We start from the raw sequence: 12,663 nt of genomic DNA, 5'->3' as shown, positions 1-12,663 counted from the left end.
GCCCGAGTGGCGCAAGCCGCCCGGGCTGCATAGCCGCCGCACAGCCGCGCAGCGGGTTTTTCTCCGCGGGCGCTTCCATCACCCAGGCCCCAAGGGGGAAGAACGGATGAGTACGCGGGAGACGCCAGTCGACCTGGCGCTGGAACAAAGGGCCACGGCCCGCATCGTGCTGATCGCCGCCGCGGCGGCGCTTGGCGGCTTCCTGTTCGGATTCGATACCGCAGTCATCAATGGCGCGGTGGAGGCGATCCGCGGAGGCTTCCAGCTCGACGCCGCCCGGATCGGCATCGCCGTATCCTGCGCCCTGCTGGGATCGGCCGTAGGTGCCTGGTACGCCGGCACGCTGGCCGACCGGCTGGGTCGCGTGCGCACCATGCAGGTCGCCGCGCTGCTGCTGGCGGCCAGCGCGATCGGTTCGGGCCTGGTCACAGGCATGTGGGACCTGATCCTGTGGCGCGTGGTCGGCGGCATCGGCGTGGGCATGGCGTCGGTGATCGCGCCGACCTATATCGCCGAGGTATCGCCGGCGCACGTGCGCGGGCGGCTTGGCTCGCTGCAGCAGCTGGCCATCGTGCTGGGCATCTTCGCCGCGCTGCTTTCCGATGCGTGGCTGGCCAGCGCCGCCGGCGGCGCCGAGGAGCCGCTGTGGTTCGGGCTGGCAGCCTGGCGCTGGATGTTCCTGGCCGCGACGATCCCCGCGCTGGTTTACGGCGCGCTGGTGCTGGGCGTACCCGAATCGCCGCGCCACCTGGTCGCCCGCGGCCGCATGGCCGAGGCACGCGATGTGTTGCGCGAAGTGCTGGCGATGCGCAGCGATGCCGCACTGGACTTCAAGCTGGGCGAGATCGAGCGCAGTTTGAAGATGGAGTACCGCCCGCGGCTGCGCGACCTGCGCGGGCCGCGTTTCGGCCTGCTGCCGGTGGTGTGGGTCGGCATCCTGCTGTCGGTGTTCCAGCAGTTCGTCGGCATCAACGTCATTTTCTATTACTCCTCGGCGCTGTGGCATTCGGTCGGATTCAGCGAGGCCGATTCATTCTCGATCACCGTGGTCACCTCGATCATCAACGTGCTGGTGACCCTGGTCGCCATCGCGCTGGTCGACAAGGTCGGCCGCAAGCCGCTGCTGGTCGTCGGCTCGGCCGGCATGGCGGTCACGCTGGCGCTGATGGCATGGTGCTTCAGCGAGGCCGTCGGCAGCGGCGCCGGGCTGACCCTGCCCGCGCCATGGAACATCACTGCGCTGATCGCGGCCAACGCTTACGTGGTGTTCTTCGGCATCAGCTGGGGCCCGATGGTCTGGGTGCTGCTGGGCGAGATGTTCCCCAACCGCATCCGCGCGGTGGCGATGGCGGTGGCGGCGGCGGCGCAGTGGCTGGCCAACTTCGTGATTACCTCCAGCTTCCCGGCGCTGGCCGAGATCGGGTTGAGCTTTGCCTACGGCCTGTATGCCGCGTTCGCGCTCATCTCGTTGCTGTTCGTGGTGTTCGCGGTACGCGAGACCAAGGGCATGGAGCTGGAGGACATGCCGGGGTGATCCCCGCGGTAGGAGCCCACTTGTGGGCGATGCCCTTTCGCAAGAGGCATCGCCCACAAGTGGGCTCCTACGCGCTCGGCGTCGTAGGCGATCAGCGCCGATCCCGGTGCCCGCGGTACGCCAGACCAAGGCATTGAGCTGGGGGACATGCCGGGGGATCCCGCTGTAGGAGCCCACTTGTGGGCGATGCCCTTTCGCAAGAGGCATCGCCCACAAGTGGGCTCCTACGCGCTCGGCGTCGTAGGCGATCAGCGCCGATCCCGGTGCCCGCGGTACGCCAGACCAAGGGCATGGAGCTGGAGCACATGCCGGGGGATCCCGCTGTAGGAGCCCACTTGTGGGCGATGCCTTTCCGCAAGAGGCATCGCCCACAAGTGGGCTCCTACGCGCTCAGCGTCGTAGGCGATCAGCGAATCGCCGATCCCGGTGCCCGCGGTACGCCAGACCAAGGGCATGGAGCTGGGGCACATGCCGGGGTGATCCTCGCGGTAGGAGCCCACTTGTGGGCGATGCCTTTCCGCAAGCGGCATCGCCCCACAAGCGGGCTCCCACGCGCTCAGCGCCTGGGCAGCGAGTAGGCGATCAGCGAATCGCCGATCTTGGTGCCCAGCGAGCGGTGCCCGCCGGCCATCACCACCACGTACTGGCGCCCGGTGCGTTCGGACACGTAAGTCATCGGCGTCGCCTGGCCACCGGCCGGCAGCCGCGCCTGCCACAGCTTCCTCCCGGTGCGCACGTCATAGGCGCGCAGGTAGGAATCCAGCGTGCCGCTCAGAAACGCCACGCCGCCGGCGGTGACTATCGGGCCGCCGAGGCTCGGTACGCCCAGCGGCAGCGGGATGCCGAAGGGCGCCTGGTCTTCGATGGTGCCGTTCTTGTGCATCCAGACCTTCTCCATGGTGATGAGGTCCACCGCGGCCAGGTAGCCCCAGGGCGGCGCCTGGCACGGCACGCCGAAAGGCGACAGCAGGGGATGCAGGTCGACGGCGAAGGGGGTGCCCTTCATCGGCTGCAGGCCCTGTTCGCTGCCCCCGCCCTGCGCATCCTTCGCTTCGGCGCGCGGGACAAGCCTGGACACGAAGGCCATGTAGCTCGGGTTGAGGATCGCCACCTGGCGCACCGGATCGATGGCGATGCCGCCCCAGTCGAAAATGCCGTAGCTACCCGGGTAGACCAGCGTCCCCTCCACCGAGGGCGGCGTGAAGATGCCCTCGTAACGGTACCTGCGGAAGGTGATGCGGCAGACCAGCTGGTCGTAGGGCGTGGTACCCCACATGTCCGCCTCGCGCAGCCTGCGTTCGGGCAGGTAGGTGAGCGCCGAGAACGGCTGGGTCGGCGACACGTGGTCGCCCTGCGCCGCGCCCTGCGGCACCGGGCGTTCGGGTGCGGGCACCAGCAGGTGGCCGTCGCGACGGTCCAGAACATAGATGTCGCCGCGCTTGGTCGAGGCGACCACCGCCGGTACCTTGCCTGCCGGCGTCTCCAGGTCGACCAGCGTCGGCTGCCCGCCGACATCCATGTCCCACAGGTCGTGATGGACGGTCTGGTAGACCCAGCGCACCTTGCCGGTGGCGATGTCCAGCGCGACGATCGCGCTGCTGTATTGCTCGGCGTTCGGATCGCGCCTGCCGCCCCAGATGTCGGGCGTCTGGTTGCCCATCGGCAGGTAGACCAGGCCCAGCTTCTCGTCGACGCTGAATACGCTCCAGGCATTGGGCGAGTTGCGGATGTAGGTCTGGCCCGGCGGCAGCGGCCGGGTCTGGCGCGGCTCGGACGGGTCCCAGTTCCACAGCAGGCGACCGGTATCGATGTCGTAGCCGCGCACGACGCCGGAGGGCTCGCGGGTCGAGGCATTGTCGGTGACGCTGGCGCTGGCGACGAGCACGTGCCGTGTCACCGTCGGCGGCGAGGTCGGATTGAGGAATCCCGGCTTCTTGACCGGCTGGTCGTCATAGAGGTGGATCACGCCGTTGTCGCCGAAGTCGCGGCACGGCTGGCCATTGTCGGCATTGATCGCCACGATGGTGGCGTCCGCGGTGGGCGCGAAGATGCGCCGCGGGCAGGTGTCGATCTTGATCGCCGTCGGCGCCACCGCGCCGGCCGGGGTGGGTGCCGAGGCCGCGGCGGCCAGTTCGCGGTCGGCCGGCAGGCCCATGGCCGCGGCCTGCGCGGCATAGGCGCCGGAATCGTAATAGGCCACGCCGCGGCAGATCATGTGCTGGTAGTTCTTGGCGTCGCGGTTGATTTTCGGATCGAAACGCCAGATCTCGCGGCCGGTATCGGGATCGAGCGCGATGACGATGTTGTGCGGCGTGCACAGGTACAGCATCCCGTTGGCTTTGAGCGGCGTGACCTCGTTGGCGATCTCCTGCGGGTCGCCCGGTCCGGGAAAGTCGCCGGTGTGGAAGGTCCAGGCCAGCTCGAGCCGGTCGACGTTGCCCGGCGTGATCTGCGTGGCGGGCGAGTAGCGGTCGCCGTAGCCGGAATGGCCGTAGGCGACCCAGTCACCCGGCTTGGCGAACGGCGCCGGGGCGGTGCCCGTGGCGCTCATGCGGGCGGCGGCCACTTCGCCCGGGTGGTCGTGCGGCGAGCGGTACATCGAGACCAGTCCTACCGCCAACGCGCTCGCCACGGCGATGCCGATCGCCCAGCGGCCGCCGCGGAGCGGGCCGTCCGGCACGGCATGGTGCGCGGCGTCGACGGACCCCAGTCGTCGGTTGACGAACGGCAACCACAGCCACAGTGCCAGGATGAACCACATGTCCAGCCGAGGCAGCAGTTGCCACCAGTCCAGCCGCACCTCCACCAGCGCCCATGCGGTGCTGCCCAGCAGCACCAGCGCATACAGCCACAACGCCAGTGTGCGCCCCAGCGCCAGCAACACGCCGGTGAACGCCAGGCCCAGGCCGGCGAGCAGGTAGTACCAGGAGCCGCCGAGCGCCATCAGCCAGGCGCCGCCGAGGACGAGCGCGAGCCCGAGCAGGATGAAGACAACGCCGGTGACGAGCAGCAGCGGGCCGGAACGCGACAGGCGGGCCAAGGCCTTTCTCCCGGGGCGCGGCAAGGTACCGCCAAGGCCACGGGTATAGCACTGCTTCGGCCCAGGCGTCGTTGACGCAAGAAAAAGGCCGGCAATGCCGACCTCGAATGGCGCCCCCGATACGATTCGAACGTACGACCTTCCCCTTAGGAGGGGGACGCTCTATCCAGCTGAGCTACGGGGGCGAGGCGTGGATTTTGGCATGGATGCGCCGCCGGCGCGATTGTCCGGGCAAGCATTGAGGAGCGCACCTGTGCGCGACCGCCATGCATCCGGGTCGCGCACAGGTGCGCTCCTGCCGGGGAGCCGCAAGGGAGCCTCCGGACCCACCCTGCTAGAATGGCCGTTTCGCAATAGTCCGGTGCCGCAAGGCGCCCGACCACAAGGAGTCACGCATGTCCCACGATATTCTCAAGGCGCTCGGCCTGGGCCAGTCGCAGTCCGGTACCTATCTCGGCAACGGCGAGTGGTCGAAGACGACCGATGCCGGCACGCTCCAGCCGCAGAACCCGGCCACCGGCGAGGTGATCGCCTCGGTGCATGCCTCCAGCGCAGCCGATTACGAGACCATCGTCAAGCGTGCGCAGGAAGCCTTCAAGGTCTGGCGCACCACGCCGGCACCCCGTCGTGGCGAGGCCGTGCGCCTGTGCGGCGAGGCGCTGCGCAAGCACAAGGACGCGCTTGGAAGCCTGGTGGCGCTCGAGATGGGCAAGATCAAGCCCGAGGGCGACGGCGAAGTGCAGGAAATGATCGACATCGCCGATTTCGCCGTCGGCCAGAGCCGCATGCTGCATGGCTACACCATGCACTCGGAGCGCCCGGGCCACCGCATGTACGAGCAGTACCAGCCGCTGGGCCTGGTCGGCATCATCAGCGCGTTCAACTTCCCGGTCGCGGTGTGGGCCTGGAACGCCATGCTTGCCGCCGCCTGCGGCGACATCTCCATCTGGAAGCCCTCGCCCAGGACCCCGCTCTCGGCGATCGCCACCATGAAGATCTGCAACGAGGCGCTCAAGGACGCCGGCTTCCCGGACATCTTCTTCCTGTTCAACGACGCCGGCACCGAGCTCTCGCAGGCGTTCGTGGACGACAAGCGCATCCCGCTGATCAGCTTCACCGGTTCGACCAAGGTCGGCCGCATGGTCGGCGAGCGCGTCGCCCATCGCATGGGCCGCTCGCTGCTGGAGCTGGGCGGCAACAACGCCATCATCCTGGACGAAACCGCGGACCTGAAGCTCGCCATCCCGGGCATCGTGTTCGGCGCCGTCGGCACTGCCGGCCAGCGCTGCACCACCACCCGCCGCCTGTTCGTGCACGAGTCGATCTTCGACAACGTGCTTGACACCCTGGTCGGCGCGTACAAGCAGGTCGAGGGCAAGATCGGCGACCCGACCCTGGCCACCACGCTGATGGGCCCGCTCAACAGCCCGGAGGCGGTGAAGGGCTACCTGGCGGCCATCGAGAAGGCCAAGGCCGCCGGCGGCACCGTGCGCACCGGCGGCGCTGCGCTGGCCGACCGCAAGGGCAACTTCGTGCTGCCGACCATCATCACCGGGGTGAAGAATTCGGACGAGGTCGTGCAGACCGAAACCTTCGCGCCGATCCTCTACGTGATGCCGTTCAAGACGCTGGACGAAGCCATCGACATGCAGAACGACGTGCCGCAGGGGCTGTCCTCGTCGATCTTCACCAACAACCTGCGCGCGGCCGAGCAGTTCCTTTCGGCGGCCGGCTCGGACTGCGGCATCGCCAACGTCAACATCGGCACCTCCGGCGCCGAGATCGGTGGCGCGTTCGGCGGCGAGAAGGAAACCGGCGGCGGTCGCGAGTCGGGCTCCGACGCATGGAAGGTCTACATGCGCCGCCAGACCAACACGATCAACTACTCCGACGCGCTGCCGCTGGCGCAGGGCATCAAGTTCACCGTGTGACAGACGCCCTCTCCCCGGCACGGCCGGGGGAGAGGGCCGGGAAGGCCTTTCGCTCCCGCGGGTGGCGCGTCGCCCCCGGCCACCCGTTCATGGCGTGCCCGACACGAAGCGCCGTACGGCATGCCGGAGGCGCCGCGGGCGAGTAGCTGGACAGTCGTCCTCCACGGGCGCCTGGTGCCAGAATCCCGCACGGGGATGCCGCTTTGTCGGGCATGACCTCCAGGTAGTTCGTCCCTTATCCGGCAGCACACCCTCGCGAGGACCCACGCCATGAACGCAACGCCTCCCGTCCACCGCACCACCAGCGCCCTGGCCGTGGTCAGCCTGGTCTCGGGGATCGCCTCCTGGTGCGTGCTGCCGCTGGTCGGCGCCATCGTGGCGGTGGTCTGCGGCCACCTGGCGCGCGGCGAAATCCGCCGCTCGCAAGGCGCGATCGAGGGTGACGGACTGGCCGTCGTGGGCCTGGTGCTCGGCTACGTGCAACTGGCCTTTGGCCTGATCGTGGTGCTGTTCGCCATCGCCGCGATCGTGCTGGGCCTGTCGATCGGCATCGGCTCCTCGTTCTTCCACTGACATGACCGGCGGCGCCTTCGATTTCACCGGCTACCGCGTACTGGTCGCCGGCGGCAGCAAGGGGATCGGCCGCGGCATCGCGCTGGCCTTTGCCCAAGCCGGGGCGTCGGTTTCGATTTGCGCCCGCGGGGCGGAGGCGCTGGAGGCGACGCGGCGGGAACTGGCGGCCTTCGGCCATCCCACGCACGCAGCCAGCTGCGACCTTGCCGACCCGCAGGCCATCACCGGCTACATCGCGGGTGCGGCCGAAACGCTGGGCGGCATCGACGTGCTGGTCAACAACGCCAGCGGCTACGGCTTCAGCGACGACGACGAAGGCTGGTCCCGCGGCTTCGAGGTCGACCTGATGGCCGCGGTGCGCGCATCGCGCGCCGCCCTGCCCCAACTCGAATCCTCGCCGCACGCCTCGATCCTGCACACCAGCTCCATCGCCGCGTTCCATCCGCGCCGGCACGGTGCGCCGTATGCCGCGGTCAAGGCGGCGCTGAGCCAGTACACCACCTCGCAGGCGCTGGCGCTGGCCGGCATGCGTATCCGCGTCAACGCCATCGCTCCCGGCTCGATCGAGTTCCCCGGCGGACTGTGGGACCGCCGCCGTCGCGACGAACCGGCGCTCTACCAGGCCACGCTCGCGAAGATCCCGTTCGGCCGCCTCGGCGCGCCGGAAGAAATCGCCCACGCCGCCCTGTTCCTCGCCTCGCCCTATGCCGCCTGGATCACCGGCCAGACGCTGTGCGTGGACGGCGGCCAGGGCCTCAACGGATAAGCCATGTACGACCATATCCGCCCACTGCTGTTCGCACTCGACGCCGAGACCGCGCACCGGCTGACCTTGTACGCGCTGGGCGTGGCCCACCGCAGCAACCTGGACCGCTTCGTGGCCACGCCGCCGCAGGACCTGCCGGTCACCGCGTTCGGTATCCGCTTCCCCAACCCGGTGGGGCTGGCGGCGGGACTGGACAAGAACGCCGCGCACATCGACGAACTGGGCGCGCTCGGCTTCGGCTTCGTCGAGGTCGGCACGGTGACGCCGCGCCCGCAGCCGGGCAATCCGAAGCCGCGCATGTTCCGGCTGCGCGACCACGAAGCGATCATCAACCGGCTGGGCTTCAACAACGACGGGGTCGACGCGCTGGTGCGCAACGTCGAGGCGGCCAGCTACCGCGGCGTGCTGGGCATCAACATCGGCAAGAACAAGGACACGCCCAACGAGCGCGCGGTCGACGACTACCTGTTCTGTCTGGAGCGCGTGTACCGCCACGCCAGCTACGTCACGGTCAACATCTCCTCGCCCAACACCCAGGGCCTGCGCGACCTGCAGGAAGAGGCCACGCTGCGCCGCTTCATCGAAACCCTGCGCGAGGCGCAGGAGCGGCTGGGCAGCCAGGCCGGCGCGCGCAAGCCGATGCTGCTGAAGATCGCGCCGGACCTGACCGAGGCCGAACTCGATGGCATCGCCGAGGTGCTGCGCGCCGCCGGCATCGACGGCGTGATCTGCACCAACACCACGATCGACCACGGTGCGGTGGCGGGCGATCCGCATGCGCAGGAAGCCGGCGGCCTGTCCGGCAAGCCGCTGTTCGCCCGCTCCACCGAAGTGCTGCGCGGCATGCGCGCGCGCCTCGGGCCGGAGGTACCGATCGTCGGCGTGGGCGGCATCCTCGAGGGCAGCGATGCGGTCGAGAAGCTGGATGCCGGCGCGAACCTGGTGCAGGTGTATTCGGGCCTGATCTACCGCGGACCGCGCCTGGTCGCCGAGTGCGTCGACGAGATCCGCCGCCAGCGTGGAGCGGCCCATGCTGGCTGAGCGCGTCGACATGGGCGGCTACACGCTGATCGAGAATGCCCCGCTGGTCGCGCGCAATACGCTGCGCGTGGCGGCGCGCGCGCGGTTGCTGGCCGAAGTGCGCGATGCGGCCCGGCTGCCGGAGCTGCTCGACTTCCCTGCCGTGCGCAGCGGTCCGCTGCTGGTACTGGGCGAAGGCAGCAACCTGCTGCTGACCGGCGACTTCGACGGCACGGTGGTGGCGATGGCCACCCGCGGCGTGCAGGTCGAGCAGGATGGCGAGGTCGCGCGCATCGCGGTGGCCGCCGGCGAGCGCTGGGACGACTTCGTGCGGTGGACGCTCGGCCAGGGATTCGCCGGCCTGGAGAACCTGATCCTGATCCCGGGCACGGTCGGCGCCGCGCCGATCCAGAACATCGGCGCCTACGGCACCGAGGTCGCCGAGTTCATCGAGAGCGTGGAGGCCTGGGACCTGAAGGAGCGCCGCGTCGTCTCGCTGGACAACGCCGCCTGCGCCTTCGCCTATCGCTACTCGCTGTTCAAGCGCGAGCCGGGCCGCTACATCGTCACCGCCGTGCGCTTCACCCTGCCCCGCACGCACGCGCTGCGCCTGGACTACGCCGGCATCCGCGAGGAACTGGCGCGCATGGGCGTGGACAAACCCGCACCCTTCCACGTCGCCGAAGCGGTGGTGCACCTGCGTACCCGCAAGCTGCCCGATCCCGCGGTGATCGGCAACGCCGGCAGCTTCTTCAAGAACCCGGTCGTCGGGGCGGCGCTGGGCGAAGCGCTCAAGCGCGAGCATCCCGAGCTGGTGGCCTGGCCCGGCAGCGACGACCGCTGGAAACTCTCGGCGGCCTGGCTGATCGAAGCGGCGGGTTTCAAGGGCTGCCGCGACGGCGACGCCGGCATCTCCAACCGCCACGCCCTGGTGCTGGTCAACCACGGCCACGCCAGCGGCGCCGAACTGTGGGCGCTGGCGCAAAAAGTGATCGCGGGAGTCGAGTCCAGGTTCGGCGTGCGGCTGGAGCCGGAGCCCGTGGTCGTCTGAGCGCCACAGCCACTTGTAGGAGCCCACTAGTGGGCGATGCTCTGCGTCCACCAAGCGAAAGAGCATCGCCCACTAGTGGGCTCCTACACGGGCTTTCGCTCAGCGGCGCGCCTTCGACAGCAGCCGCAGGATTTCCATGTACAGCCACACCAGCGTCACCATCAGCGCAAATGCGCCATACCACTCCATGTACTTCGGCGCGCCGGCCTGCGTGCCGCGCTCGATCAGGTCGAAGTCCAGCGTCAGGTTGAGCGCCGCCAGGCCGACCACCAGCAGGCTGAAGCCGATGCCCAGCAGGCCGGACTCGTGGATGAAGGGCATCTGGATGCTGGTGAACGCGCGCAGCCCGATGTCCACCAGGTAGAGCAGCACGATCGCGCCCGTGGCGGCGACCACGCCCGTGCGGAACCGGTCGGTGACCTTGATCACCCGCGTGCGGTAGAGCCCCAGCATCACCGCCAGCACGCCCGCGGTCAGCATCACCGCCTGCAGCACGATGCCCGGGTAACGCAGCTCCATGAAGGCGGAGATGCCGCCGAGCGCGAAACCCTCGGCAATCGCGTACAGCGGCGCGGTAATGCCCGCCCACTGGCGCAGGAAGGTGCTGGCGAGCGCCAGCACGAGACCGACGATCAGGCCGCCCCACATGAACGGCGAAACGGCCGCGATGGCTCCCGCCACGTCGCCGGTCGCGGCCAGCACGTCGAAGCGGTGCCAGGTCCAGCCGCCGGTGACCACCGCCAGCAGGAGCAGCAGCCCGGTCTTGGCGACCGTGCCTGCCATCGTCATGCGGTCGCCTTCGGCAAACAGGCCCTGGAAGGTGTTCTCGCGCAGTACCGGATTGCTGGAGCGCATGGATTCCCCCTTTCGTGTGTTCGCGCGGTGTGCGCCGACCGCCATCCTAGCGCGCGGCAAGGTTTCGCGGGCGCGGCCGGTCCAGTTCCGGCAGGAACACCGTGATCAGCCCCATCAGCGGCAGGAACGCGCACAGCCGGTAGACGTACTCGATGCCGTGCGCGTCGGCGAGCTGGCCAAGTACCGCGGCGCCGATGCCACCCATGCCGAAGGCGAAGCCGAAGAACAGGCCCGACACCATGCCCACGCGCCCGGGCAGGAGCTCCTGCGCGTAGACCAGGATGGCCGAGAAGGCCGAGGACAGCACCAGGCCGATCACCACGCTCAGCACGCCGGTCCAGAACAGGCTGGCATGCGGCAGCAGCAGCGAGAACGGGGCCACGCCAAGGATCGAGATCCAGATCACCGACTTGCGCCCGATCCGGTCGCCGACCGGGCCGCCGATCAGCGAGCCGGCCGCCACCGCGAACAGGAACACGAACAGATGCGTCTGCGCGCTCTGCACGGACACACCGAAGCGGTGGATCAGGTAGAAGGTGTAGTAGCTGGACAGGCTGGCCAGGTAGAAGTACTTGGAGAAGATCAGCAGGCCAAGGATCAGCAGCGACAGCACCACGCGGTTGCGCGAAGGCGTTGACCGCGCATGGTGCCGGCGCACGCCATTGCGGGTGGCATGGTGGGTGCGGTACCAGGCGCTCACCTTCAGCAGCACCGCGATCGCCAGCAGCGCCGCCAGCGAGAACCAGGCCACGCTGCCGCGCCCGTGCGGCACGATGATCCACGCCGCCAGCAGCGGCCCCAGCGAGGTGCCGGTGTTGCCGCCGACCTGGAACAGCGACTGCGCAAGCCCGTGCCGGCCGCCCGAAGCCATCCGCGCCACCCGCGAGGATTCGGGGTGGAACACGGACGAGCCCGTGCCCACCAGCGCGGCGGCCACCAGCAGCACGGCGAAATTCGGGGCCGTGGCCAGCAGCAACAGGCCGCACAGGGTGAACCCCATGCCCATGGGCAGCGAGTAAGGCATCGGCCGCCGGTCGGTCGCCACGCCGACAAGGGGCTGCAGCAGCGAGGCGGTGAGCTGGTAGGTCAGCGTGATCAGTCCGATCTGGCCGAAGCTCAGCGCGAAGCCGCTCTTCAGGATCGGGTAGATCGCCACGATCAACGACTGGATCATGTCGTTGAGCAGGTGCGAGAAGCTGATGGCGCCCAGCACGGCAAAAGCCGTGCGCGGCTCCGCGGGCAAGGCGGCGACGACGGGTTCGGCGCGGGTTTGCATGGGTGGGGGTCCGGAGCGGGCACGGCACTGCGGGCCGCGGCGCGCACTCTAGAGCCTGGAGCGGGCGTTCGTATACGGGGCACGGTCGATTTTCGGGCAGCCGCCCGTCGGAAAAAAGACCACCGTCGCGCTGCTCCATCGGAGCACGCCTGCGAAGGGTCGGAAGCTACCGCCGCCGCCCGAACTCCTCGGCGACGCGGCTGGCCCGCAGGCGCGCCACGCGGATGGTTGCCGCCAGACGGGTGCCCAGGCCATGGCCGCGCCTGGACTTGCCTTTGCGCGACGGCCTCACGGTGGGCGGGCGCGCGCCGCCACGCCGGCGCACCGATGCACGCATCGCGGGCAGCACACCCCGGGTCATGCCGTCACCCGGCGACGGACATGTCCCTTCGCACTCCGGCGCGCAGTATTTGAGGCACCACGCGCGTTCCGCGCCGGCGCGCCGACGCGCCTCGAAACACTCTTTCCGGACATGCGATTCCCCCGCTGGCTGACGTCCCATGCTGCTCACCGGACCGTGAAACGGCGGGCAAGGCCTCGTTAGAAGCGCGCCGGCGTGATCGGAGGGACAGGGACCCCCGATTGACCACCTGCAGGGCCGACCGGATGATGGCGTG

General features: G+C 69.3%; 10 protein-coding genes and 1 tRNA gene. 6 read left to right on the top strand and 5 right to left on the bottom strand.

From position 1 onward, the window contains the following. Positions 1 to 106: 106 nt before the first annotated feature. Positions 107 to 1,534, top strand: coding sequence for a sugar porter family MFS transporter (locus LQ771_RS06455; RefSeq protein WP_231351527.1), 1,428 nt, complete (start codon positions 107 to 109; stop codon positions 1,532 to 1,534). Positions 1,535 to 2,090: 556 nt separating this feature from the next. Here the strand turns inward: LQ771_RS06455 and LQ771_RS06450 are convergent. Next, complete coding sequence (locus tag LQ771_RS06450; protein WP_231351526.1) at positions 2,091 to 4,574, bottom strand: glucose/quinate/shikimate family membrane-bound PQQ-dependent dehydrogenase; 2,484 nt, start codon at positions 4,572 to 4,574, stop codon at positions 2,091 to 2,093. A gap of 108 nt (positions 4,575 to 4,682) precedes the next feature. Continuing rightward, positions 4,683 to 4,759: transfer RNA gene (locus LQ771_RS06445), tRNA-Arg, on the bottom strand. A 210-nt stretch (positions 4,760 to 4,969) separates the two neighbouring features. Here LQ771_RS06445 and amaB point away from each other — a divergent pair. From amaB to murB, 5 genes are all read left to right on the top strand, one after another. Continuing rightward, positions 4,970 to 6,505 (top strand): L-piperidine-6-carboxylate dehydrogenase, encoded by a 1,536-nt coding sequence (gene amaB, locus LQ771_RS06440; protein ID WP_231351525.1) that lies wholly within the window; start codon positions 4,970 to 4,972, stop codon positions 6,503 to 6,505. 270 nt (positions 6,506 to 6,775) lie between these two features. Beyond that, complete coding sequence (locus LQ771_RS06435) at positions 6,776 to 7,078, top strand: DUF4190 domain-containing protein (protein WP_231351524.1); 303 nt, start codon at positions 6,776 to 6,778, stop codon at positions 7,076 to 7,078. Between the two features lies 1 nt (position 7,079). Continuing rightward, positions 7,080 to 7,844 carry an SDR family NAD(P)-dependent oxidoreductase gene (locus tag LQ771_RS06430; RefSeq protein ID WP_231351523.1) on the top strand — a complete coding sequence of 255 codons (765 nt, stop codon included), beginning with the start codon at positions 7,080 to 7,082 and terminating at the stop codon, positions 7,842 to 7,844. A 3-nt stretch (positions 7,845 to 7,847) separates the two neighbouring features. Continuing rightward, entirely contained in the window at positions 7,848 to 8,885 is a 1,038-nt protein-coding gene (locus tag LQ771_RS06425) for a quinone-dependent dihydroorotate dehydrogenase (protein WP_231351522.1), read from the top strand. A gap of 10 nt (positions 8,886 to 8,895) precedes the next feature. Next, entirely contained in the window at positions 8,896 to 9,915 is a 1,020-nt protein-coding gene (gene murB / locus LQ771_RS06420) for a UDP-N-acetylmuramate dehydrogenase (RefSeq protein WP_231351864.1), read from the top strand. 99 nt (positions 9,916 to 10,014) lie between these two features. Here the strand turns inward: murB and LQ771_RS06415 are convergent, their stop codons facing one another. The 3 genes from LQ771_RS06415 to LQ771_RS06405 form a co-directional block, all read right to left on the bottom strand. After that, positions 10,015 to 10,770: a Bax inhibitor-1/YccA family protein gene (locus LQ771_RS06415; protein WP_231351521.1), complete on the bottom strand. Its 756-nt coding sequence runs from the start codon at positions 10,768 to 10,770 to the stop codon at positions 10,015 to 10,017. 46 nt (positions 10,771 to 10,816) lie between these two features. Next, positions 10,817 to 12,046 carry an MFS transporter gene (locus LQ771_RS06410; protein WP_231351520.1) on the bottom strand — a complete coding sequence of 410 codons (1,230 nt, stop codon included), beginning with the start codon at positions 12,044 to 12,046 and terminating at the stop codon, positions 10,817 to 10,819. A gap of 166 nt (positions 12,047 to 12,212) precedes the next feature. Beyond that, positions 12,213 to 12,407: a hypothetical protein gene (locus tag LQ771_RS06405; RefSeq protein WP_231351519.1), complete on the bottom strand. Its 195-nt coding sequence runs from the start codon at positions 12,405 to 12,407 to the stop codon at positions 12,213 to 12,215. Between the last annotated feature and the right edge of the window lie 256 nt (positions 12,408 to 12,663).

It is taken from the genome of Frateuria soli (assembly GCF_021117385.1).
In the GTDB taxonomy this organism is placed as follows: domain Bacteria; phylum Pseudomonadota; class Gammaproteobacteria; order Xanthomonadales; family Rhodanobacteraceae; genus Frateuria_A; species Frateuria_A soli.
The sequence above is the reverse complement of the archived record's forward strand: the minus strand, read 5'-3'. Positions and strand labels throughout refer to the sequence as shown.